Raw genomic sequence first — 21,911 nt, 5'->3', positions numbered from 1 at the left:
GCAACTACGGTCGGTCCGTGACCGAGACCTGGAATCCGACCGACCCCGGAGTGCTGCGCCTTCCCTCCGGACGGCTGGTCCGTGGCCGCGGGCTCCGGCGCCCGCTCGCCGACGGGCCCCTACCCGACTTCGGCGTCTATCTGCTGGGCAGGCAACCGCCCGAAGTGCCGTGGGACTCCCGGTGGTTGAGGTGGCCGGACTTCTGGCTGCCCGCCGATCGCGCCGACGCACGCAAGATCCTTGACGAGGCATGGGCCCGCGCCGCCGGTGAGCGGGTGGAGATCGCTTGCGCGGGCGGAAAGGGACGGACCGGTACGGCCTTGGCCTGCATCGCGGTGATCGACGGAGTGCCCGCCGACGAGGCCGTGGACTTCGTACGCCGGAACTACGACCGGCGGGCCGTCGAGACACCCTGGCAGCGACGCTACGTCCGTCACTTCGGCGGCTGACGGGTCTGTCGGATGTGCGTCACCGCGGCTGACGGGACCGCCCGCTGTGCCTCACCGCGGCTGACGGGACCGCCCGGCGCGCGGCACACTGGACTCATGTGCCGCAGCATCAAGACTCTCCGTCCGCCCGTCCTCCCCGAAGAGGCCACCGAGGAGGACATCCGCGCCGCCGCCCTCCAGTACGTGCGCAAGGTGTCCGGGTTCCGGGCTCCCGCAGCGCACAATCGGGAGGTGTTCGAGCAGGCCGTCGACGAGATCGCCGAGGCGACCCGTGCGCTGCTCGACGGGCTCGAAGTCCGTGGGGCCGGTGCCGCTGCTAAGCGGTCTCCGGAGCCGGCTGCTGTTTCGGGCGCCGCATGACGTAGGCCGCCAGCGCGCCGGCCGCGAACAGCGCGAGGACCGAGACCGCCGCGCCGACCCAGGTCGCGCCCAGCCACTGGCCGCCGAAGTAGCCGAGGCCCACGCTGTAGCCCGCCCATGCCACTCCCGCCAGGGCCGACCACGGCAGGAACTCCATCACCCTGCGGTGGGCCGCGCCCGCGCCGAGGGACACGACCGAGCGGCCTGCCGGAGCGAAGCGGGCGATCACCACGAGTGCGCCGCCGCCGCGGCTGACCGCCGTGCCGAGGCGTGCCTGCGCGCTGGTCAGGCGGCGCGAGCGGGCGATTGCCCGGTCCAGGCGGTCACCGCCGCGCCAGGCGAGGCGGTATGCGACAAGGTCGCCGAGCACCGACGCGGTGGCCGCGCACAGCACCAGGACCAGCAGCGACGGCACTTCGCGCGGGACCTGGCCCGCGGCGTCGGCGACCGCGCCGGCCGTGGCGGTGGTCGAGCCCGCCGCGGCCGCGGTCGCCGCGGTGATCACCAGGACGCCACTGGGCAGGACCGGCAGGAACACGTCGAGTAGTACGGACAGGGCCACCACGGCATAAATCCAGGGGCTGCCGGTCAGCGACCCCATACTCTCGAGCACCTTTTCTCCCCGTTTTGTAAGCGACTGCCGCGACGTCGCAGGAAACGGCAGCGCGGCAGTGACAGCTGTACAGCGTACGCCTGGGTTCATCTCGAGATCGCCCGGGGGTCTCGAGATCGGTGCGTGAAAAAGGGCGAGCGCCCGGGCCGTTGTCCGAACGGGCCGGGCGCTCGGTCGGGTGAGGTCAGGCGGCGACCGCCGTCGCCTCCCGCTCCTTGTCCGCTGTCCTGTTCGGGCCGCGCGGCGCGAACACCCGCTCCAGCGCCAGCGCGCCGGGGCCGGTGAAGACCAGCAGCAGGAAGGCCCAGGAGTAGAGCGCCGCACCCTCGCCGCTGTTCTGCAGCGGGAAGAGGCCATCGGGCTGGTGGACGTTGAAGTACGCGTACGCCATCGAGCCCGAGGCGACGAACGCGGCGCTGCGCGTGCCGAGGCCCAGCAGCACCAGCGAGCCGCCGATCAGCTCGATCACCGCCGCGTACCAGCCGGGCCAGGTGCCGGCCTCGACGGTTTCGCCGCCGAGGACGCCGAAGAGCGAGGCGGCGCCGTGGCAGGCGAAGAGCAGGCCTATGACGATCCGGAACAGTCCGAGTGCGTAGGGCTGGGCGCTGCTCAGCCGGGAGGAGAGCTGGGTGTTGGCCATGGGGGCTCCTGCGGTGTGGGGACGTTAACCGACGACCATAAGTTAGGCAGCCCTAATCAATGCTTGCAAGTTCAACATTAATCAGGCGATCCCTTTTCATCTGAATTTCATACTGGCCGACGGTGAGCAGCGCAGCCCGGGCCACCGCGTCCGCGTCCGCGAGCGTCACCGAGTCCACGCCCGGACGTGCTCCTGCCGCGGTCACCCAGTGCACGCCCTCCGTCGGCACTCCGATCGCGAACCGCCGTGGATGCGCCCGTCCCTGACGGTCGATCAGGCGGTACGGCCGCTGTGTCACGTCCAGCCCGCCCGTTTCGTATCCGTCCACCGTGTGCGGCCGGCACTCGCCGGTCTTCAGCAGCCGGCCGAGCAACTCGTCGCAGGTCCGGCGGAGATCCGGCTCCGGCAGCCGCGCCTCGATCAGTGTCGTCGCCGTCACCGCCGAGCCCGGAACGTCCGGGGACTGGGCCGTGAACAGCCCGTCCGCCGTGCCCATCGTCGTCCGCGGGCCGATCACCTCCAGCACGCCCGCCTCGATCAGCGCGGTCATCTCCTCGATGCGGCGGCGCGGCGGGCCGATCGACAGAAAGGCGTTGAGCGGCGTGTACCAGCGGTCCAGGTGATCGCGCCGCGAGGCGCCGGAGAGTCCCGCGTGGTCCACGATCAGGCGCAGTTCGTTGCGGAGATCGCGCAGTACGTCGAGCGCGGCCTTCAGCGGGCCCGCGACATTGCCGAGCGCGGCCTGGGCGGCGTCTTGGCGCAGCCGGCGGAGCAGCCAGGCGCGGTGCTCGGCCGGATCGCCGAAGCGCTCACCCGCGTACGGTCGCGAGATCCGGTCCCACGACCAGCGGTCCGCGGCCGCGATCCCGAACTCGTCGAGGATGTCGGTCTCTTGAGCACTGCCGTGGGGCGCGGCAAGGAAACGGGTCCGGAAGTCGCTGCTCGCGTCGCCGAGCAGTGCCTCGTAGTGGACCGTCTCCACCTCCTTGGCGACCAACGGCCATATCTCGGTGAGGAATTCCGGCGGGTCGCCCTGGTCCGCGCGCTTGCGGAAGGCGGCGATGGCATCCGGTGTGAGCAGCAGCGGCTCATGCCGGCCGGACGCGCCCTTCGCGTTGTCGCCGCGCGCCTGGTACGGGACGCCGCGCCGCGATCCCGCGTACAGCCGCGGCTCGCGGCCGGAGGGCAGGTAGGCGAGTGCGCCCGCCTCGTCGCTCACGAAGCGGCCGCCGCGGCCGGTCGTCAACAGCGCCATGTGGTCGAAGAAGTTGAGGCCGAGGCCGCGCAGCAGAACGGATTCGCCCGGTGGGATGGAGGAGAGGTCCAGGTCCGCGGGGTTGGCGGGCTCGAAGTAGCGCAACTGGGGGTGGCGGGCGGCGTATTCGGCGAGATGCGCCTGGGCCTGGCGGGAGACGACGGGCAGATGGCCCTGCGCGAGGATTACGGCAGTGAGTCCGGTGAGCGCGGTTCCGTCGTCGAGTGTCAGCGTCTGGAGAGGTGCGACCGCCTTGCCCTGCTGCACCTGCTGCACCTGCTGCACCTGCTGCACCTGCTGCACCTGCGGCTCCTCGGCCCGGCGTTGACGCGGGACCTCCAGCCGCTCCATCTGCTCGCGATCGTCCGAAAGCCGTATCGCCCGCGCCCCGTGGAGCTCCACCCGCACCGTCTCCGGCGCGCCGCCCACCGTCTCGCGGAACGCCCACGCCAGGTAGCGCCCGTAACAGGCCCTGGTCGGATAGTCGTCCGGGCCCAGCTCGTCCTCGTCGTGAGCCGCCGCCCATTCGTACAGGCTCGGGCCCGGCCGTATCGGGCCCTCGCAGGCGACGCTCGTATCCGTGAACAGCGTGACCTGTGAGGCCACCGTGTTCATCAGGAGCTCCGACGGCTGGTCGGTGCGCCAGACGCGGCCCGGGCCGGGTGCGGCGGGGTCGACGAGATGGATCGTCAGGGGGGTTGCGGCGGCCAGTTCGGGGACCGAGGCGCAGAGACGTTCCAGCACGGACGTGCCGCGTGGGCCCGCGCCGACGATGGCGATGGATCTGGCACGGACTTGGGCAGCGGTGTGCGGGACTGCGGACCGTGCGTCGCGTACCTCGGACAAAACGGAAACTCCCCGGCAATCTGACCACTTGGAAGCGGATCGTCCGCACATCATGCCGGGGGTCCGCCGGGAGTCGAACCCCCGGGGCGAGGAATCAGCCTCCGCTGTGGGACGGATCACGGCTGGCGGTGAGCTCCCGCTCGTCCGCCGTGACGAGCTTCGCGCCACCCGACCGGCCGGCCGCCACCGCGGAGCGTCCCGAGCCCGTCGCCTGCGCCTGGTCCAGCCGCAGCGACGCCGAACGCCCGCGCAGCGTCAGCGTCATCAGCTGATTGCCGAACCACGGACCGCCCGTACGGTCCCAGTGCACCGACGGTCTGCCCGCCCGGCCGTGCCGCGCCAGCGCGTGCCCGAGCCGCCGGCCCGTACGGCTCCAGCCGAAGCGGAAGCCGAACTGTATCGAGCGGTGTATGGCGTTGTGCACGGGCGAGCAGGTCAGTTGCAGCACCCGGGCGTCCGTCGCCGCGCCGCTGCGCCACTCCGGCTCGGCGACATACGCGTGGTGCACATCGCCCGACAGCACGCACACCGTCGCCGGCGCTCCCTCACCGCTCGCGACCTCCGCGATCAGCCGGGTCAGCTTCTCGAAGGAGTCCGGGAAGGCCGCCCAGTGCTCCAGATCGGCCCGTCTGCGCAGGTCCTCGCCGAACCGGGCCCAGCGCGCGCCCCGTTCACCGCGGCACAGCGCGGCGTTCCAGCTCTCCGCGTCATGGATCAGCGGCGGCAGCAGCCACGGCAGCGAGGTGCCGATCAGGAGATGGTCGTACGACCCCTTCCCCTCCAGCGCCTGGTCGCGCAGCCAGTGCGCCTCGTCCTCGTCGAGCATCGCCCGCCGCTGCTCGTCCAGTACGCGCCCGGCCCGGGTGTCGACCATCAGCAGCCGGGTCCTGCCGAAGTCGCGCCGGTAACTCCAGCGCACACAGGCCGGATCGGCGTCCGCCTGCGCCGCGAAACCGCGCAGCCGCTCGGTGCCGTCGGGCTCGGCCCGTACGGCCGTATACAACGCGTCGGCCTCCAGCGCCTCCGGCGAGAGATTGCCGAGGTGCTGGTAGACCCAGTACGACATCAGTCCGCTGAGGATCCGCTCCTGCCACCAGGGCTTGGCCCGCTGCTCGGCCAGCCAGGCCGCGCTGGTGTTCCAGTCGTCGATCAGATCGTGGTCGTCGAAGATCATGCAGCTGGGCACGGTGGACAGCAGCCAGCGCACTTCGGGGTCGAGCCAGGACTCGTCGTAGAGGCGGGTGTACTCCTCGTAGTCCGCCACCTCCCCGCCGGGCGGCTCGCGCAGATCGCGCCGCTCGGCGATCCACGCCTGGGTCGCCTTGGACGTCGCGTCCGCGTACACCTGGTCGCCGAGCAGCAGCAGTACGTCGGGGCGCGCGGCGGCCGGATCGGCGGCGAGCCCGGCGGCCAGCGTGTCGAGCGCGTCCGGGCCGATCGGGTCGTGTTCGTTCTTGGGCGGGGACGACCAGCGGCAGGAGCCGAAGGAGACGGTGACGGCCGCGGACGGCACGTCCGGTGTGGTGATGGTGCTCGGAGGGAAGCCCGAGCCCACCAGCGGCCAGACGCGGTCGCCGTCCAGCAGCACCTCGTACGCGGTGGTCGTGCCGGGCGTCAGGCCCGTGACCGGGACCAGCGCATAGTGGTGGCCGGCGATCTGGAAGGTCGGGGCCGAGCCGCGTGCGCCGTCGGCGCAGCGCACCTCGGCCGTGCACGCCCGGTCGGCCTCGACCCAGACGGTCGCGCTGCCGCCGGTCTCCCAGTCGACATACCGAAGCAGTGGTCCCAGCCGCAGCCCGGCCATGTGTGTCCCCTTCCGTCGCCCCGTACGGTACGGAACGACGGAAGGATACGGACAGGTTCCGGCGAGGATCGCCGCCGGACGGTCAGCCGCTGGTCAGCGGCTGTTCAGCAAGGTCCGGGCAGGGCCCGGTCAGCAGCCGTTCAGAATGCCCTGCAGGGCGCTCTTCTCGGCCGAGTCGACGCTCAGGGCCCAGTAGTGCTTCACGTGCACCCACATCCGGGCGTACGTGCAGCGGTAGGAGGTGCGGGACGGCAGCCACTCGGCCGGGTCGAGGTCGCCCTTCGCCTGGTTGACGTTGTCGGTGACGGCGATCAGCTGCGGACGGGTCAGGTCGTTCGCGAACTGCTGGCGCTTGCTGGTGGTCCAGCTGTTGGCGCCGGACTTCCAGGCCTCGGAGAGCGCCACCACGTGGTCGATGTCGACGTCGGAGGCGGCGTACCAGGTCGCGCCGTCGTACTCGGAGAACCAACTGCCGCTGACGGCCGCGCAGCTGGAGTCCTGCTGGACGTTGCTGCCGTCGCGCTTGAGCACGACCTCGCGGGTGTTGCACGAGCCCGACTGGGTGATCCAGTGCGGGAACAGGTCGCGGCTGTAGCCGCTGGAGGAACCTTCCGCCTTGACCGTGAGCTGGCTGAGGTAGGTGCGGGCGGTGGAGGCGCTGATCGGGGTGGGCGGGGAGGCCTGCGCGGCCGGAGCGGTGGCCAGAAGACCGGTGACGGCAAGGGCGGAGGTTGCGGTGAGTACTGCTATGCGGCGGGCGTGACGCGCGTAGACACCAGGCATGCGAACTCCTCTGTCGTGGGGGGAACTTGGCCATTGGGGCGTGACCATGTTCGTGGCGCCAGGTTTCGGTGGGGTGGGCGCCAGATGACAGGGTGACGACATGGGCACGTCACATCAAGTGTTCTGACACACCTGCAGAGAGCGGCGCCCGGCATAGGGTTGGCGGGTGCTGCTGCCAGTCAATGTCACATTTGGGGCTGTACTGGCCGTCCTGCTCGCCGTAGCGGCGACCGTGGCCGCCCTCGCCCACCTCGGACGGGCCCGCGAGATCACCGTCGCCGGCGTGCGGGCCGCGGTCCAACTCGGCGTTGTCTCCCTGCTGATCGGCTGGGTCGTCCGTTACCTGCCGCTGCTGCTCGCCTTCGTCGTGCTGATGTACGCCGTCGCCGTACGCACCGCGGGCCGCCGCATCACCAAGAACGGGAGCTGGTGGTGGGCCGGGCTGCCGATCGCCGCCGGAGTCTTCCCGGTCGTCGCCGCGCTGCTGCTCACCGGTCTGGTGCCGCTGAAGGGCATCGCGCTCATCCCGGTGACCGGAATCCTCATCGGCGGCGCGCTCACCGCGACGGTGCTCGGCGGGCGGCGGGCGCTGGACGAGCTGACGCTGCGCCGCGGAGAGGTGGAGGCCGGGATGGCGCTCGGGCTGCTGGACCGCGACGCGCGGATGGAGGTGGCGCGGGCGCCCGCCTCGGACGCGCTGCTGCCGGGGCTCGACCAGACCAGGACCGTGGGTCTCGTCACGCTGCCGGGCGCGTTCGTCGGCATGCTGCTCGGCGGGGCGTCGCCGGTGGAGGCGGGTGCGGTACAGCTGTTTGTGCTGGTGGGGCTGATGGCGGTGCAGGCGGTGGCGGTCGCGGTGGTGCTGGAGCTGGTGGCCCGGGGTCGGCTGTACCGGGACCCGGAGTGAGCGCAACGCTCGGTTACCCTGTACGGAGCAGAAGGGGAGTAGCTCTTCGCCGGAACGTCGACATACTGCTGGGCCTCGTGCCCGGCCGGCGCCCGGAGGCGGACCTTTGTGGCCCGCCGGCGAGACCTTCGGCAGCAGTGCCCATGGACCCATTCATGGCGCTGCCGTGCCGAAGCGACCCCTGAAACGCTCAGGACTCTCGGCAGGGCCGCGCCCGACCGATTGAGGAATCACCCGTGATCAGCTTCACCGTCATGGCGATCACCTTCGGCGTCGTCTTTCTCGCCGAGCTCCCCGACAAGACCGCGCTTGCCGGTCTGATGCTCGGCACCCGCTACCGCGCCTCGTACGTCTTCGCGGGCGTCGCGGCCGCCTTCGCCGTCCATGTCGCCCTCGCCATCGCGGCGGGCTCCGTCCTGACGCTGCTGCCGCACCGGCTGGTGCAGGCAGTGGTGGCCGCACTCTTCCTGGCGGGCGCGCTGGTGCTGCTGTTCAAGAAGGACGACGGCGAGGAGGAGAACGTCAAAGCCCCGGCGGACCAGTCCTTCTGGAAGGTCTCCGGGGCGGGGTTCATGCTGATCCTGGTCGCGGAGTTCGGTGATCTGACGCAGATCATGACCGCGAATCTGGCGGCTCGGTACGACAGCTCGGTGTCGGTCGGGATCGGCGCGGTGCTGGCGCTGTGGACGGTGGCGGCGATCGGGATCGTGGGCGGGCGGACGCTGATGAAGTACGTGCCGCTGCGGCTGATCACGAAGGTGGCGGCCGGCCTGATGCTGGTACTGGCGGGCTTCAGCGCGTACGAGGCGGTTGTGGGCTAGTCGGGGCTCGGCCCCGGACCTCTGGCGTCGGCCCCGACGCGTACCGCGTGCCTCAGGCCGTGACGTGGAGGTGGATCGAGCCGTCCGGGGCCGTCGACACCCGCAGAGCCGTGAGGTCGTCGACGTGGAGGTCCGGGCCCAGGGTCTTCGCGCGCGGGCCGACGCCCACCACCCGCATGCCGGCGGAGCGTGCCGCGCGGATGCCCGCGTCGGAGTCCTCGAAGGCCACACAGTCCGCCGGCGCGAAGCCCAGCTCCGCCGCGCCCTTCAGGAAGCCCTCCGGGTCCGGCTTGCTCGCTCCGACGCGTTCCGCGGTGACCCGGGTCCGCGGCATCGGAAGGTCCGCCGCGGTCATCCGGGCCTGCGCGAGCTCCTCGTCCGCCGAGGTCACCAGCGCGTGCGGGAGTGCGGCGAGCGCGGCCATGAAGGCAGGCGCGCCGGGGACGGGCACCACGCCTTCGGTGTCCTCGGTCTCCAGCGCGAGCATCACGCGGTTCTCGGCGTAGTTCTGCTCCATCGGGCGGTCCGGCAGCAGCGCCGCCATCGTGGCGTATCCCTGCCGGCCGTGGACGACCTTGAGCGTCTCCTCGGGGTCCAGGTCGTGCTCGGTCGCCCAGTGGCGCCAGACGCGCTCGACCACCGCGTCCGAGTTGACGATGGTGCCGTCCATGTCGAGCAGGAGGGCGCGGGCGGTCAGGGCGGGCGTGGTGCTGGCCGGCATCGGTGTACTCCAGGGCAGCGGGAGAAAGAGAACAAGTGGCTCCGCCCGCCGGTCAGGGAGTACGGGCGGAACCACTTTGTTCCACCAACATACAAAACACGGGCCGCCCGCGCCACCCCTTCCGGTGACTAGTCCGTCTCCTTCTCCAGCGCGCGGCGCGTCTTCGGGCCGTACACACCCTTGGGATCGCCCTTGACATTCCGGCTCTCCTGGAAGATCCGCACCGAGTCCTCGACGGAGTCGTCGTACTCGCCGTCCATCGGGCCTGCGTACAGCCACACCTCGGCCAGCCGCTGCTGCAGCTCCACGACCGCCGGTCCGCTGTCCCCGCTGCGCAGCGTGCCCGACCCCGGGGACTCCGGGGCTTCCGAGATCGTCCCGGTGGCCTGCGCCGTCGTCGCCGGGGCGGACGAGGTGGCGGGCGCGGACGAGGCGGATGCGCTGGGCGAGGACTGAGCCGATGGCGTACTGGACGCCGAGGACGACGCGGAGGCCGAGACGGACGCCGACGGGGACGGCGACCCGCTGGGCACGTCCGGCGGCGCGCTCACGGTCGGCGGGCTCGTCTCCCGGTCCGGCAGGGACTTGTCGCGCTTGTCGTCCCCGGAGAACAGCCCGCCGGCGAAAGCCGCGGTCCCGGCCACCGTCACAGCCGCCGCGACCGCCATGAGTCCCTTGTGCGACCGCTGGCGGCGACGGTGCCGTGACGGGGGAGTGAGGTTCACCGAGTCGAGCGTGTGCGGTTCATCACGCGGCGCCGGTACGCGGTCCATCGGTTCCGGGCGCGGCACGGTCACGGGCAGGGGCACCGTCGCACCGTCCGGCACAGGCCCGCTTTCGGGCACGTCGCTCAACGTCACATACGGCCGGACTCGCAGCGGATCGAAATCCTCCGCCGCCGCGATGTCCGCCTCCCGATCCGCCCGCATCGCGTCCGCCGCACGTTCCGCGCAGGCGCAGCCGGGCCCGGCTCTGCCCTCGGCATCGCGCGGCGTACCGCATTCAGGACACAGGTGTCCGGTCATTGCTGGATCCCTCCCCTGGGGCTTCCGCCCCAACGCACCCCCGTGCACTGCGAGCGATTATGCAGCTGTCCCGTGCCGCGCCCAACGCCGCCCGGCCGTCCGGGCGGACCGCTCGGCAGGCCATAACCGGCCACAACCACCAGGATGGGGAGGAGAGTGTTGAAAGGCGGCCATGGGGAGGGGCGCGGAACCGAGGAGATCGGCATGGCTCAGGAAGTGAGCACCCCGGCCGTGAATCCGGCCCCCGGTGAGGGCCAGAACCCGCGATCCGTCATGGTGGCCATCGGCGCACTGCTGCTCGGCCTGCTGCTCGCCGCGCTCGACCAGACCATCGTCTCCACCGCCCTGCCGACCATCGTCAGCGAACTCGGCGGCCTGGACCATCTGTCGTGGGTGGTCACCGCGTATCTGCTGGCGTCCACCGCGGCGACTCCGCTGTGGGGCAAGCTCGGCGACCAGTACGGCCGCAAGAAACTCTTCCAGGCCGCGATCGTCATCTTTCTCATCGGCTCCGCGCTCTGCGGCATCGCGCAGAACATGCCGCAGCTCATCGGCTTCCGCGCGCTCCAGGGCCTCGGCGGCGGCGGCCTGATCGTGCTGTCCATGGCGATCGTCGGCGACATCGTCTCGCCGCGCGAACGCGGCAAGTACCAGGGGCTCTTCGGCGCCGTGTTCGGGGCGACGAGCGTGCTCGGGCCGCTGCTCGGCGGCCTGTTCACCCAACACCTCAGCTGGCGCTGGGTCTTCTACATCAATCTGCCGATCGGCATCGTGGCACTCGCCGTCATCGCCGCCGTACTGCACATTCCCGTACGCACCACCAAGCACACGATCGACTACCTCGGCACCTTCCTCATCGCCTCCGTCGCCACCTGCCTGGTCCTGGTCGCGTCGCTCGGCGGCACCACCTGGGCGTGGGGCTCGGCGCAGATCATCGGCCTCGCCGTGCTCGGCGCGGTGCTGCTCGTCGCGTTCGTGTACGTGGAGCGCCGCGCGGCCGAACCCGTGCTGCCGCTCGGGCTGTTCCGGATCCGCACCTTCACTCTGGTCGGCGTCATCAGCTTTGTCGTCGGCTTCGCGATGTTCGGCGCGATGACCTATCTGCCGACCTTCCTGCAGGTGGTGCAGGGCGTCACACCGACCCTGTCCGGCGTGCACATGCTGCCGATGGTGCTCGGACTGCTGATCACCTCCACCGTGTCCGGGCAGATCGTCACCCGCACCGGCCGCTGGAAGGTCTTCCCGATCGCCGGGACCGCCGTCACGGCCCTCGGACTCGTACTGCTCCACCGGATGGACGAATCCAGCTCCACATGGGAGATGAGCGTCTACTTCTTCGTCTTCGGCGCCGGACTCGGCCTGGTGATGCAGGTGCTGGTCCTGGTCGTGCAGAACGCGGTCAGTTACGAGGACCTGGGCGTCGCCACCTCCGGAGCGACCTTCTTCCGCTCGATCGGTGCCTCGTTCGGCGTCGCCATCTTCGGCACGCTCTTTGCCAACCAGCTCGGGGACAATCTCGCCGAAGCGCTCGCCGGACAGCGGGTGCCGCCGGGCGCCGGTCCGGCCGAGCTGGCCGCCGACCCGCGGGCGATCACCGAACTGCCGCCCGGGCTGCGGTCGTCGGCGATCCAGGCGTTCTCCTCGTCGATCACGGACGTCTTCCTGTACGCGGTGCCCGTGGTCCTCGTCGCCTTCGTCTTCGCCTGGTTCCTCAAGGAGGACCCGCTGCGCGGCTCGGTCACCGCGCCCGACACCACCCAGACGCTTGCCTCCAACCCGGTCGAGCGCTCCTCCCACGAGGAGGTGGCGCGGGCGCTCTCGGTGCTCGGCTCACGCGAGGGCAGACGCAAGATCTACGAGCGGATCACCGAGAAGGCCGGGTACGACCTGCTGCCGGCGGCCAGTTGGCTGCTGCTGCGCATCCGCCGGCACGGCGTCGTCGAACCGGCGCTGCTCGCCGACACCACCCCCGTACCGCTGCGCACCATCACCGAGGCGGCCCGTCAGTTGGAGGAGCGCGGGCTGACCTATCGCGAGGGGCTGCAACTCCAGCTCACCGAGCCGGGTCTGCAGACGGCGGTACGGCTCGCCGCGGCGCGCGAGGAGTCGCTGGCCGAGCTGCTCGGCGACTGGTGGGGGCCGGACCGGCCGACGGATCTGGTGCAGCTGGTGCAGGAGCTGAACGCGGAGCTGTGCGGCTCGGACGCGGAGCGGCCGTACGGCCCGCCGCCGCCGAGCGACCATGCGCGGCACGGGCGTCGGCACTGAGGACGCGGCGGCACGGAAGACTCAGGCTGCGAGCTCCTTGGCGTAGCAGATGTCGACGTGCGTGTCGTGGCAATAGAGCGGGATCTCGCGGTAGCCGTGCCGCACGTACAGCCGGCGGGCCTCGACAAGGTCGAGCCGGGTGTTGAGCACCATGCGGATCGCTCCGAGCGCGCGGGCCTCGGACTCCAGGAACTGAAGGAGCAGCGCCGCGCCCTTCCTGCCGCGGAACGCGGGCCGGATGTAGACGCGGGTCAGCTCGGCGCGCTCGGCGTCCAGCATCAGGAACCCGCCGCAGGCCGCGGCCTCGCCGCCGTACCGGCCGACGACGAACTGGCCGGTGGGCGGCACGAGCAGCGGCGAGTTGTCGCCGTCCAGCCCTTCGTCGATCTCCTCGGAGGTCGCGGGCCGCTTCCAGTAGCTGCCTGCGACATCGCCGTAGTAGTCACGGCGCAGAGCGGTGGCGACGGGCGATTCGACGGGTTCGGGGGCGATGGCCCAGGCGTTCATGAAGCTCTGTCTACCTGAGGCCGGAACGGCCGGGCCAACGGTTTTCCGGGCCGCTCTACTCCTTGGGCGCGGCCTGCTGGACCACCTCGAACGACCACAGCGTGGAACCGGAAGCCGCGGGCTTCGGCCGCTCGCCGCCCTCGCCGCCCTGTCCCGCGCCGTGCGACGCCTTCATGGTGCCCTCCATCCAGGACTGGAAGGCGGCCTCGTCGCGCCAGCGCGTGTAGACGAGGTACTGGTCGGTGCCTTCGACGGGGCGCAGGAGCTCGAACCACTCGAAGCCGTCGGAGTTCTCCACCGCGCCCGCACGGGAGGCGAAGCGCTTCTCCAGCACCTCGCGCTGCTCGGCGGGGACGGTGAGGACGTTGATCTTCACGATGCTCATGAACTCATCCTGCCTCATGGCTCGGCCGTCGCCCCGCGTGGTCCCGGAGCGCTCTCAGCCGAAGCGGTCCGGCGAGAGGAACTCCAGCGGGACCTGCGTACGGCTGCCTTGGGCCAGGTCCGCCAGCGCCTCGCCGATGCCCGTCGCGTGCTGGAAACCGTGCCCGTTGTCGCCGCCCGCGACGATCAGGCGCGGGTCGCCGCCCGGACGGCCGATGACGAACTGGCCGTCCGGCGTCCGCGTGCGCATGCACACCGTGACCTTCGCCGGCAGCGACTCGAGGCCGGGGATCTTGGCGGGCAGCATCCGCGCCAGGTCCGACCAGTCGTCGGGCGTCACCGACCGGTCGCTGTCGTCCGGATCGATGGGCTTGGCCGACACGCTCCGGTCCTCAAAGCTCAGCTTGATGTCGTGACCGCCTTCCATGCCGCTGCCGCGCAGCACCCGGCCGTCGTCCAACTCCCGCATGAAGACCGGGAATTCCTCCAGTGTGAAACTGCCGTCCGGCTCCAGCGGACGGAACCACGTCATCGGCATCCGTACGGTCTCCAGCGGGAGGCCGGGCACCAGCTCCGAGAGCCAGGATCCGGCCGTCACCAGGACCTGCCGTACGCGGACGGTCTTCTGCGCGGTGTGCAGCAGGACGCCGCCCGTCACCGGTTCGACCCCGGTGATCCGGGTGTCGGCGAAGACGCGTGCGCCCGCGCGGCGAGCGAGCGAGACCGCGGCCCGGACCGTGGCCTCCGGCCGTAAGATCCCGGCCGACGGCTCCCAGACGCCGGTGTGATGGTCCGCCACACCGGTGTGACGCGGGTACTGGAAGCGCAGCGCGGCGGCCGTGTAGGTGCGGACGTCGATGCCGTGCGCGCGGGCCGCGCGGAGCGTGCCGCCGGCGACATGGCCGTTCTCCGGGCCGATCAGCAGCCCGCCCGATGCGACGAACAGCTGCTCCTGCGCGGCGTCTTCGAGTTCCGACCACAGCTCCCGGGACCGCTGGGCGAGCGGCACCAGCTGCGGGTGTTCCAGGCAGGTGAGGCGGAACATCTGCGAGCCGCCGTGCGAGGAGCCGAGCGAATGGCCCGGTGTGAAGCGCTCGAACCCCATGACGTCGACGCCCCGGGCGGCCAGCTGCCACAGCGCCGAGGCGCCCCACGCCCCGAGCCCCACGACCGCGGCCTCAGCATCCCACCGAGTCATGCCACTCACTCCTGCCTGCCTGTCCGTTCACGGTGCCGGGAACCACTGGACCACGGGGCCGCGCGCGCCCGCCTGAGTAGCCGCCACTCACCTTGCGGGCCCACTCACCGGCCTGCGCCGTCGCCGCTCGGGACGGCCGCCGCGGGCCCGGCTGAGGCTGGCGCGAAGTGGTGCCCCGGAACGGGTTTGAGTACCGAAGTACTCATGAAGCGGGGTCCCGGCCCGTGGTCCCTTCAGAGAGCCGCGCGGTGCAGGCCGCGACGACCGGTGGAGGTATGGATGCAATTCCGGGTACTGGGCCCCCCTGAGATCTACGACGAAGTCAGGCAGCGGAGCGTCCAGCTGACCAGTCCCAAGCAGCGGGTGCTGCTCGGTGTGCTGCTGGTCCGTATGGGGTCTCCAGTGCCGACCGAAGCGCTGATCAACGAGTTGTGGGGACGCAACGCGCCGGACAAGGCCATCAACGCGCTGCAGGCGCATGTGTCGCGGCTGCGGCAGCAGTTGATCGAGGTGGAGCCGTCCCGGGCCAACACGCCACGGCTGGTGGCCCGCGGTTCCGGATATCTGCTGCAGGCGCGGCCCGACGAGCTCGACAGCGTCCAGTTCCGGCTGCAAGTGGCGCGGGCGCAGCGGCAGCTGGAGTCCGATCCGCAGGCCGCGACCCTGCTGCTGCGCAAGGCGCTGAAGCTGTGGCGCGGTCCGGCGCTGGACGGTGGTTCCCACGGTCCGCTGTGCTCCGGAGTCGCGGCGCGGCTCGAGGAGGAGCGGCTGCTGGCCCTGGAGGACCTGTGCGACGCCTCGCTCCGGCTGGGCCAGCACCGCCAAGTGGTCGGCCAGCTCGAGGAACTGGTCGCCGCGCACCCGCTCAGAGAGCGCTTCCGCGACCAGCTGGTGCTCTCGCTCCAGCGCTGCGGCCGGCAGGGCGAGGCGCGGGCGGTGCGCGACACCTCGCGACGCCGCCGGGCCGGCGAGCCCGGTCCCGGTTCGGCGCCGGTGCGCTCCGCACACGTACGCCAGATCCACGACGGCCAGCGGTGGCACACGCAGGGCGTGGCCCAGCACACGGTGGCCGAGGAGTTCGGCGACACGTCCGGTGCGGGCGATCTCGAACTCCTGAGGCTGCGCCGCCGGGTGGACCAGCTGACGTCCGAACAGAACACGCTGCGCTCGGAAGTGGAACGGCTGGTCGCGCTGGTCGAGGAAGGCGCTTCCGGACAGCGCCGGGATTCCGCCTGACCGGCCCGCGCCCGATACGTCTGATCCGTCTCGACTCCGTCCGAACTCACGTTGTCAGCCTGTCAATTACGTGTCAGATGTGCCTTCTGGATGTCCCAGTGGGTGGCGGTTCAATCTACGATGCGAATCGCCTATGAGCGGAAATTCAAATTTCTGAGAGGAGAATTCCGTGGCCGTGCTGCATACGACCCACACGAGTTCCGGGACAGCCGACCAGTTGTGGAAGGTGCTGCTGGACATCGAGGCGTTCCCTTCCTATATGGAGGGTGTCAACGAGGTGACGATCGGCGACGAGGCGGACGGTCGCCGTACCAGCAGCTGGGTGGTCGAACTCAAGGGTTCGGAGATGGAATGGGATCAGGAGGACGTCATCGATCCCGAGCGCCGACGCGTTGAATTCCGTCAGACCGACGGCGATCTCGCGCAGTACGAAGGCTATTGGCAGGTCGTCGAATCCGGCGACGGCGTCGGTCTTGAGCTGAAGGTGGAATTCGACATCGGCCTTCCCATGGTCGCCGAAATGATTCATCCCGCGGTGGCCAAGGCGCTCGAGGGCTACCAGCAGGGCATCGTCGAGCAGGCCCTCTAACAGGCTTTCCAGAAGGAGAAGCAGATGAGTGACCTTCGCACGCCCGATGCCAAGGAAACATTCCGGCGCGTGAAGCGCCATTTCTCTCTCGCGCTTTCGGTGGCCGGCAAGTTCACCGGACAGGGCGCCGTCGAGTCCTCCGCCGAGGGCTGCCGGGTGACCCTCTCCGACGGCCGGTCCGTCCTCGATTTCGGCTCCTTCGCGGTGGCCCTGCTCGGCCACCGGAACAAGGCGATCACCGACGCCGTCAAGAGCCAGCTCGACATCATGCCGACCTCGACCAGGTCGGTGCAGAGCCCGGTCCCGGCGCAGGCCGCGGAGCGTCTCACGGAGTACCTCGGAGGTTCGCTCAACCGGGTCTACTTCGGCTGCGGCGGCGCTGACGCCGTCGAGGTGTCCGTGAAGCTGGCGCGGATGGCCACCGGCCGGATGACCGTCGTCGCGGTCGAGGGCGCCTTCCACGGAAAGACCCTCGGCGCGCTCGCGCTGACCCACAACGAACGCTTCAAGACCGGTCTGGAGCCGCTGCTCCAGGGCGTCGTCCATGTCGCACCCGACGACCCCGAGGCTGTCGCCAAGGTCATCCGCGAACAGGACGTCGCGGCGGTCATCTTCGAGCCGGTGCAGGCCGAGAGCGGTGTGCAGGTGCTGGACGAGGGCGTCCTCGCGCAGTGGACCCGCGACGCGCACGAGCACGGCGCGTTTGTCATCTCCGACGAGATCCAGGTCGGCCTGCGGCGCTGCGGCGCCCGCTCGGTCGCGCTGGAGGCCGGGCTCGCGGTGGACGCGGTGCTGCTCGGCAAGCCGCTCGGCGGCGGCGTCGTGCCGGTGTCGGCCGCGGTCGGCAACGACCGGCTCTTCGAGCCGCTGTTGTCGGACCCGATGAAGCACACCGCCACGTTCAGCGGCCACCCGCTGGGCACCGCGGTGATCCCGGTGGCGCTGGACACCATCGAGCGGCACGCCGACGACGGTGTGCGCATCTCCAAGCTGATGGCCGAGGGTCTGGCGGAGATCAAGGCGCAGTACGGCGACGCCGTGGTCGCCACGCGCGGCCGCGGCCTGCTGTGGGGCATCGACTTCAGCTCGCCGGAGCTGGCGGGCGATGTGCTCGCCGGGCTCGCGCAGCGCGGTCTGGTCGTCTCTCCGTGCATCAGCCGTCCCACGACCGTACGGCTGCTCCCGCCGCTCGTCGCGTCCGACGAGGACGTCAAAGAGGCCCTGTCGCTGCTGACCGGCGCGATAGCCGAGGCCGCCGCCGGCGCATAGCCGCGGCACCGAACCCGCCGGATTTGTCCCGGGGAAGGAACGAAGATAACTGATGACTTCGCTCACGCATTCTGAAGTCACCGACGATTTCGCCGAAGACATCAAACTGGCCGATGACATCACCGGTTTCACGGCGAAGGCGAAGGATCCGAGCACGGTATCCGAAGTGTTCCTCACCGGAGCGACCGGGTTTCTCGGGGCATTTCTGCTGAAGGAACTGCTGGCGCGCGGCCTGGTCGTGCACTGCCTGGTGCGGGCCGCCGACGCCGACGCCGGTCTCGAGCGGCTGAAGGCCACCCTGGGCACGTACGAGATCATCGACGACGTCGACCTGGACCGGGTCAGGGTGGTCACCGGAGATGTGACCAAGCCGAGGCTCGGTATCGCGCAGGAGGCGTACGACGGGCTGGCCGGGCGGATCGACGCCGTCTACCACTCGGCGGCCAAGGTCAACTTCCTGACGCTGTACCGGTGGCTGCGGAAGTCCACCATCGACGCGACCCACGAGATCCTCCGGCTGGCCTGCGCGGCGAAGGCGCCGCTGCACCATGTGTCGTCCACCGGTGTCTTCCAGCCCAAGGCGGCGCTGGGGCCGCAGGCCGAGACCGACCCCACCGGCCCTCCTGAGGAGCTGCCGCTCGGCTACACGAAGAGCAAGTGGGTCTCCGAGCAGCTGGTGGCGGAGGCGGGCCGCAGAGGTGTGCCGCTGACGATCCACCGGCCCGGCCAGGTGTGGGGCGACACGGTGAGCGGCGCCTGCCAGAAGAACGACTTCGTCTGGCGGTTCATCACCGGTTCCGTACAAGCGGGCCTGTATCCGCGGAAGTTCCGGCTCGAGATGAACATGGTGCCGGTCGACTATGTCAGCGCCGCCATTGTTGCCTCCTCGATGAACCCGGAGTCGATCGGGCGCGCATTCCATGAGGTGAGTCCCGGGACGCTGGATTCCGAGGAGATCCTCCGGCTGGTCCGCTCCGTCGGATACGAGCTGAAGGAAGTCTCCATCCTCAAGTGGATGAAGGCCGTTTCGGCCGACGTCAACAACTCCATGTTCCCGCTGCTGCGCATTCTCATGGACCAGGAGAGCGGTGAGGTCGCGGTATTCGCCGACGACGCCACCCGCGCGTTCCTGAACGGCACCGGAGTCGGCTGCCCGGCCATCGACGAGAAGGTCTTCGCCGGCTACGTCAGCTATTTCGTGCGCCACGGAGTCCTGCCGGACCCGATGCTCTGATCTCGCTGTGAACCGACTGTGTCCCGCGATGAGTTTCCTCGCGGGACACAGTCGTGCCGGGGCCGTACCGCCGCCGCCGTCAGGACGCGGGCCGGTCGACGAAGCGGAACCCGACCTCGTGCGGCAGCCGTTCACTGTCCGGCTCGTCCTCGGCGGCGAAGTCCGAGTCCGCCGACCGGATCAGCTGCACCGGCGCGATCCGGCCGGCCCCTTCTGACTGCGCGGCCGCCTGCTCCAGTCCGCGCTTGAGATCGTTCCGCGCCGTGATCCCCAACTTGTGGTAGATCCGGTGCAGATGGTTCTCCACCGTGCGTACGGACACCACCAGCCGGTTCGCGATGTCGCGGTTCGACATCCCCGTCGCCGCCAGCGCGGCCACCTCCCGCTCCCGGGGTGTCAGCGGCGCGATGTCGCTCTCCCGCCGGCTCTCGCTCACCATCCACGGCGGCAGCGCCCCGCCGGACGCGCGTAGAAAGTCCTGACAAGCCGCCCATGCCTCACGGCCCTTCCTGCGCTGGCCCGACGCCCGGTAGGCGCGCGCGGCCTGCGCGGCGGCCTCGGCGGCCAGCGGCAGCGCGCCCATGTCGCGGAACTGCTTGCAGACCTTGGCGAGGGCGTTGCCGTCGGCCTCGGCGAGCGCCTGGATGTGATCGGCCATCACCCGCACCACGCCTCCGGTGCTCCTGGCCGCGAGCTGCTGCGCCTCCTTGCGGAACCGGAACGCGGCGCCCTCCTTGATCCGGGCGGCCAGGTGCAGCGCCATCACCGCGGTGACCGTACGGCCCGCCGCGGCCGCGCGGTCGGCCAGCTCGACGGCGTGCGCGACGGCGCCGGACCGGTCGCCGGTGTGGGCGAGGACCAGTGCGCGGTCGTGGGCGATCTCGTCCTCCGCGATCGGGTGCGACACCGCCTCGTTCTGCACCGAGCGGGCCTCGACGAGCGTGCGCAGCGCCTCCGAGTGCTGGCCCGACTCGGCCAGTGCGCCCGCCAGTTGGGCGAGCGGCCAGGCCCGGGTGGCGGGCCACTCGTGACCCGACTCGACGGCGATCGCCTGCCGCAGCAGGACCACGGCGCGCTCGGGCCGGCCCAGCATCCGCAGCAGCCTGGACCGGGCGATGATGCTCTGCAGCAGCACGGGCCAGCGGTCGGTGGAGTCGTAGCGGCGCGGCGCGTCGAGGGTCTCGGCGGCCTCCTTGAGGTTGCCGGAGAGGTACGAGCAGCGGGCGGCGACCGCGTCGACGAGGACCAGCGCGTCGGTGTCCCAGTCGAACGAGACGTCCCGGTAGCGGTTCAGCAGCTCCAACGCGCCGATCGGGTCGCCGAGTTCGGTGCGCGCGAAGGCCACCACGGGCACCAGTGCCTGCGTGACGGGCAGGCCGGCGGTGCCGGCCCGCAGCACCGAGTCGCCGATGGTGACGGCGTCCTGGAGCTGGTCGGACATCACGGCGATGGTGGCGCGGCTGCCGTGCAGCACGCCCGCGTGCTCGGAGCCGATGGCCTTGATGGCGTGCGCCAGTACGGCACCGGCCTCCGGCACCCGCCGCAGCCGCCAGGCCAGGTTGATCACCCGGGTGTGCACGGCGGCGATGTACTCGCTGTGCGGCACCTCCACACCGGCGTCGAGTGCCGTGGCCAGCACGGCCTCGGCCTCCTCGTGGCAGCCCCTGCCGACGAGTACCTGGCCGAGCAGCAGTGCGGCCCGGATGCAGTCGGCGGGGTCGTCGGAGCTCTTGGCCGCGCGGCTCACCACACGGCAGAGGTCGGATCCGTACTCCGCGGAGTCCGGCACCGGGCCGTACGGGGAGGTCTCGTCGCCCGCGGGAGCGTCCCGCAGGGCCAGCAGGCACAGCCGCTCGGCGAGCACGAAGTCCCGCCGCTGCAAGGCCGTACGCGCCGCCGCGAGCAGCTGGCCGCGGTCCGGTACGAGCCCTGCCTCGATCCGCAGCCAGACGATCCGCAGGACGTCCTCGGCCCGCCTTGCCCCGGTGCGCTCCAGGGCGTCGGCGACCTCGCGGCGCAGCCGCTGGGCGGTGAGGTCGGACATCCGGGAGGCGACCACGACCCGGCTCAGCGGCACGGCGAGCCGGAGTTCGACGCGTGCTCCGGTGCGTTCGACGGTCACGATGCCGCGCAGATCGAGCGACTCCGCCGCGTGGGCGAGGCCCGACGCGGCGGCGATGCCGATCTCCAACGGCTCGGCCACGGCGAGCATGTTGACCAGCTCGTGTTCATCGGGGCCCAGATCGCGCAGCCCCAGGCGTATGACGTCGGAGAGCCGTTTGCCGGGACGCTCGGTCAGGCCCTGCCAGATCCAGGTCCCGTTCACGGCGCGCAGCGACTCGTCCTCGAGGGCGTGCTCGATGAGCTCGCGCAGCATGAGAGCGTTTCCATGGGTGGCCGCCCAAAGCCGTTCGAGCGTCGATGTGTCGGTGTGACCGCCGAGCCGGGCGCGCAGCACATGGCCCAGCGCGGTGCTGTCGAACGGCGCGACCTCGACATGGTCGATCAGCCGGTCGACCCACAACTTGTCGATGCCGGCGGGTGCCTGCGCGTCCTTGCGGCTGGTGGCCAGGACGCTCAGGCGTCCCGCGGCGACCAGCATGTGCAGTCGGTGACCCGACGCGGCGTCCACCAGGTGGGCGTCGTCGATGCCGACGACCGGGCGGTCCGACGCGGGACCGTCCAGGGTTGAGGGTTCGACTGTTTCCAGACATTCCGCGAGTGAACCGAAGCCCCGTGCCCGCGTGCCGCTGTTCCAGCTCGCGCCGCCGACGGAGAGCACCGTTCGGCCTTCGTCGGCGGCCCGCTCCAGCGCGGTGGACAGCAGAAGGCTCTTGCCGACTCCGGGACCACCGACAAGGATCGCGCCACTGCCTCGGCCGAGGGCGATTTCTACAGCTTTCAGCTCGGCATCTCGGGCGGTTATCGGCCAGTGCGAAACAACATCTGTTGACATCTGTTCTCAAGCCCCCGCAGGAAGAATGTCAGCACCTTTCATGAAT

20 protein-coding genes are annotated in these 21,911 nt (G+C 70.7%); 9 read left to right on the top strand and 11 right to left on the bottom strand.

From position 1 onward, the window contains the following. Positions 1 to 17: 17 nt before the first annotated feature. Complete coding sequence (locus ACH4YL_RS31010) at positions 18 to 449, top strand: protein phosphatase (protein WP_398510781.1); 432 nt, start codon at positions 18 to 20, stop codon at positions 447 to 449. Positions 450 to 545: 96 nt separating this feature from the next. Next, positions 546 to 809, top strand: a complete 264-nt coding sequence (locus ACH4YL_RS31005; protein WP_398510780.1) for a DUF2277 domain-containing protein — start codon at positions 546 to 548, stop codon at positions 807 to 809. On the opposite strand, the gene ACH4YL_RS31000 is transcribed toward ACH4YL_RS31005, so the two are convergent. From ACH4YL_RS31000 to ACH4YL_RS30980, 5 genes are all read right to left on the bottom strand, one after another. Beyond that, positions 766 to 1,422: a DedA family protein gene (locus ACH4YL_RS31000; RefSeq protein WP_398510779.1), complete on the bottom strand. Its 657-nt coding sequence runs from the start codon at positions 1,420 to 1,422 to the stop codon at positions 766 to 768. The genes ACH4YL_RS31005 and ACH4YL_RS31000 overlap by 44 nt on opposite strands. Before the next feature lie 184 nt (positions 1,423 to 1,606). Next, on the bottom strand, positions 1,607 to 2,062 hold the full coding sequence (locus ACH4YL_RS30995) for a DoxX family protein (RefSeq protein ID WP_398510778.1): 456 nt from the start codon (positions 2,060 to 2,062) through the stop codon (positions 1,607 to 1,609). 52 nt (positions 2,063 to 2,114) lie between these two features. Further along, positions 2,115 to 4,097 (bottom strand): FAD/NAD(P)-binding protein, encoded by a 1,983-nt coding sequence (locus tag ACH4YL_RS30990; protein WP_398510798.1) that lies wholly within the window; start codon positions 4,095 to 4,097, stop codon positions 2,115 to 2,117. 160 nt (positions 4,098 to 4,257) lie between these two features. Next, positions 4,258 to 5,967, bottom strand: coding sequence for an alkaline phosphatase D family protein (locus tag ACH4YL_RS30985; protein ID WP_398510777.1), 1,710 nt, complete (start codon positions 5,965 to 5,967; stop codon positions 4,258 to 4,260). A gap of 129 nt (positions 5,968 to 6,096) precedes the next feature. Then, positions 6,097 to 6,750, bottom strand: coding sequence for an HNH endonuclease family protein (locus ACH4YL_RS30980; protein ID WP_398510776.1), 654 nt, complete (start codon positions 6,748 to 6,750; stop codon positions 6,097 to 6,099). A gap of 166 nt (positions 6,751 to 6,916) precedes the next feature. Here ACH4YL_RS30980 and ACH4YL_RS30975 point away from each other — a divergent pair, with 166 nt between their 5' ends. Beyond that, complete coding sequence (locus tag ACH4YL_RS30975) at positions 6,917 to 7,657, top strand: ABC transporter permease (RefSeq protein ID WP_398510775.1); 741 nt, start codon at positions 6,917 to 6,919, stop codon at positions 7,655 to 7,657. A gap of 236 nt (positions 7,658 to 7,893) precedes the next feature. Beyond that, positions 7,894 to 8,478 (top strand): TMEM165/GDT1 family protein, encoded by a 585-nt coding sequence (locus ACH4YL_RS30970; protein WP_398510774.1) that lies wholly within the window; start codon positions 7,894 to 7,896, stop codon positions 8,476 to 8,478. 52 nt (positions 8,479 to 8,530) lie between these two features. On the opposite strand, the gene ACH4YL_RS30965 is transcribed toward ACH4YL_RS30970, so the two are convergent. Next, complete coding sequence (locus tag ACH4YL_RS30965) at positions 8,531 to 9,199, bottom strand: HAD-IA family hydrolase (RefSeq protein WP_398510773.1); 669 nt, start codon at positions 9,197 to 9,199, stop codon at positions 8,531 to 8,533. Positions 9,200 to 9,327: 128 nt separating this feature from the next. Beyond that, positions 9,328 to 10,224, bottom strand: coding sequence for a peptidoglycan-binding protein (locus ACH4YL_RS30960; RefSeq protein ID WP_398510772.1), 897 nt, complete (start codon positions 10,222 to 10,224; stop codon positions 9,328 to 9,330). 204 nt (positions 10,225 to 10,428) lie between these two features. On the opposite strand from ACH4YL_RS30960, the gene ACH4YL_RS30955 reads away from it, so the two are divergent. Then, a complete protein-coding gene (locus tag ACH4YL_RS30955; protein ID WP_398510771.1) occupies positions 10,429 to 12,492 on the top strand; it encodes an MFS transporter in 2,064 nt (687 codons plus the stop codon). A gap of 21 nt (positions 12,493 to 12,513) precedes the next feature. Here ACH4YL_RS30955 and ACH4YL_RS30950 read toward each other — a convergent pair whose 3' ends face one another. From ACH4YL_RS30950 to solA, 3 genes are read right to left on the bottom strand one after another with little or no spacing between them, the layout of a single operon-like run. After that, positions 12,514 to 12,999 carry a GNAT family N-acetyltransferase gene (locus tag ACH4YL_RS30950; protein WP_398510770.1) on the bottom strand — a complete coding sequence of 162 codons (486 nt, stop codon included), beginning with the start codon at positions 12,997 to 12,999 and terminating at the stop codon, positions 12,514 to 12,516. A 55-nt stretch (positions 13,000 to 13,054) separates the two neighbouring features. Beyond that, complete coding sequence (locus tag ACH4YL_RS30945; RefSeq protein ID WP_398510769.1) at positions 13,055 to 13,384, bottom strand: antibiotic biosynthesis monooxygenase family protein; 330 nt, start codon at positions 13,382 to 13,384, stop codon at positions 13,055 to 13,057. A gap of 54 nt (positions 13,385 to 13,438) precedes the next feature. Then, positions 13,439 to 14,581, bottom strand: coding sequence for an N-methyl-L-tryptophan oxidase (gene solA / locus ACH4YL_RS30940; protein WP_398510768.1), 1,143 nt, complete (start codon positions 14,579 to 14,581; stop codon positions 13,439 to 13,441). A 279-nt stretch (positions 14,582 to 14,860) separates the two neighbouring features. Here solA and ACH4YL_RS30935 point away from each other — a divergent pair, with 279 nt between their 5' ends. The 4 genes from ACH4YL_RS30935 (at position 14,861) to ACH4YL_RS30920 (ending at position 18,909) form a co-directional block, all read left to right on the top strand. After that, on the top strand, positions 14,861 to 15,817 hold the full coding sequence (locus ACH4YL_RS30935) for a BTAD domain-containing putative transcriptional regulator (protein WP_398510767.1): 957 nt from the start codon (positions 14,861 to 14,863) through the stop codon (positions 15,815 to 15,817). A gap of 169 nt (positions 15,818 to 15,986) precedes the next feature. Further along, the gene (locus ACH4YL_RS30930) at positions 15,987 to 16,406 is read left to right on the top strand and encodes a type II toxin-antitoxin system RatA family toxin (RefSeq protein ID WP_398510766.1); all 420 of its coding nucleotides are present in this window, start codon (positions 15,987 to 15,989) and stop codon (positions 16,404 to 16,406) included. Positions 16,407 to 16,430: 24 nt separating this feature from the next. Further along, positions 16,431 to 17,675, top strand: coding sequence for an aspartate aminotransferase family protein (locus ACH4YL_RS30925; RefSeq protein WP_398510765.1), 1,245 nt, complete (start codon positions 16,431 to 16,433; stop codon positions 17,673 to 17,675). A 52-nt stretch (positions 17,676 to 17,727) separates the two neighbouring features. Continuing rightward, entirely contained in the window at positions 17,728 to 18,909 is a 1,182-nt protein-coding gene (locus ACH4YL_RS30920) for a thioester reductase domain-containing protein (RefSeq protein ID WP_398510764.1), read from the top strand. Positions 18,910 to 18,988: 79 nt separating this feature from the next. Here the strand turns inward: ACH4YL_RS30920 and ACH4YL_RS30915 are convergent, their stop codons facing one another. After that, positions 18,989 to 21,865, bottom strand: coding sequence for a LuxR C-terminal-related transcriptional regulator (locus ACH4YL_RS30915; RefSeq protein ID WP_398510763.1), 2,877 nt, complete (start codon positions 21,863 to 21,865; stop codon positions 18,989 to 18,991). Positions 21,866 to 21,911 lie beyond the last annotated feature (46 nt).

This window comes from Streptomyces sp. NPDC020681 (assembly GCF_044334895.1).
Taxonomy (GTDB): domain Bacteria; phylum Actinomycetota; class Actinomycetes; order Streptomycetales; family Streptomycetaceae; genus Streptomyces.
This window is presented reverse-complemented; position numbering and strand designations above follow the sequence as displayed.

What these genes read in the sequence shown, in the direction of transcription:
- ACH4YL_RS30920 (WP_398510764.1), top strand. Translation starts at nt 17,728, where the DNA reads ATGACTTCGCTCACGCATTCTGAAGTCACCGACGATTTCGCCGAAGAC.
- solA (WP_398510768.1), bottom strand. Translation starts at nt 14,581, where the DNA reads ATGACTCGGTGGGATGCTGAGGCCGCGGTCGTGGGGCTCGGGGCGTGG.
- ACH4YL_RS30945 (WP_398510769.1), bottom strand. Translation starts at nt 13,384, where the DNA reads ATGAGCATCGTGAAGATCAACGTCCTCACCGTCCCCGCCGAGCAGCGC.
- ACH4YL_RS30935 (WP_398510767.1), top strand. Translation starts at nt 14,861, where the DNA reads ATGCAATTCCGGGTACTGGGCCCCCCTGAGATCTACGACGAAGTCAGG.
- ACH4YL_RS30980 (WP_398510776.1), bottom strand. Translation starts at nt 6,750, where the DNA reads ATGCCTGGTGTCTACGCGCGTCACGCCCGCCGCATAGCAGTACTCACC.
- ACH4YL_RS30985 (WP_398510777.1), bottom strand. Translation starts at nt 5,967, where the DNA reads ATGGCCGGGCTGCGGCTGGGACCACTGCTTCGGTATGTCGACTGGGAG.
- ACH4YL_RS30960 (WP_398510772.1), bottom strand. Translation starts at nt 10,224, where the DNA reads ATGACCGGACACCTGTGTCCTGAATGCGGTACGCCGCGCGATGCCGAG.
- ACH4YL_RS30995 (WP_398510778.1), bottom strand. Translation starts at nt 2,062, where the DNA reads ATGGCCAACACCCAGCTCTCCTCCCGGCTGAGCAGCGCCCAGCCCTAC.
- ACH4YL_RS30915 (WP_398510763.1), bottom strand. Translation starts at nt 21,865, where the DNA reads ATGTCAACAGATGTTGTTTCGCACTGGCCGATAACCGCCCGAGATGCC.
- ACH4YL_RS30955 (WP_398510771.1), top strand. Translation starts at nt 10,429, where the DNA reads ATGGCTCAGGAAGTGAGCACCCCGGCCGTGAATCCGGCCCCCGGTGAG.
- ACH4YL_RS31005 (WP_398510780.1), top strand. Translation starts at nt 546, where the DNA reads ATGTGCCGCAGCATCAAGACTCTCCGTCCGCCCGTCCTCCCCGAAGAG.
- ACH4YL_RS30965 (WP_398510773.1), bottom strand. Translation starts at nt 9,199, where the DNA reads ATGCCGGCCAGCACCACGCCCGCCCTGACCGCCCGCGCCCTCCTGCTC.
- ACH4YL_RS30925 (WP_398510765.1), top strand. Translation starts at nt 16,431, where the DNA reads ATGAGTGACCTTCGCACGCCCGATGCCAAGGAAACATTCCGGCGCGTG.
- ACH4YL_RS30950 (WP_398510770.1), bottom strand. Translation starts at nt 12,999, where the DNA reads ATGAACGCCTGGGCCATCGCCCCCGAACCCGTCGAATCGCCCGTCGCC.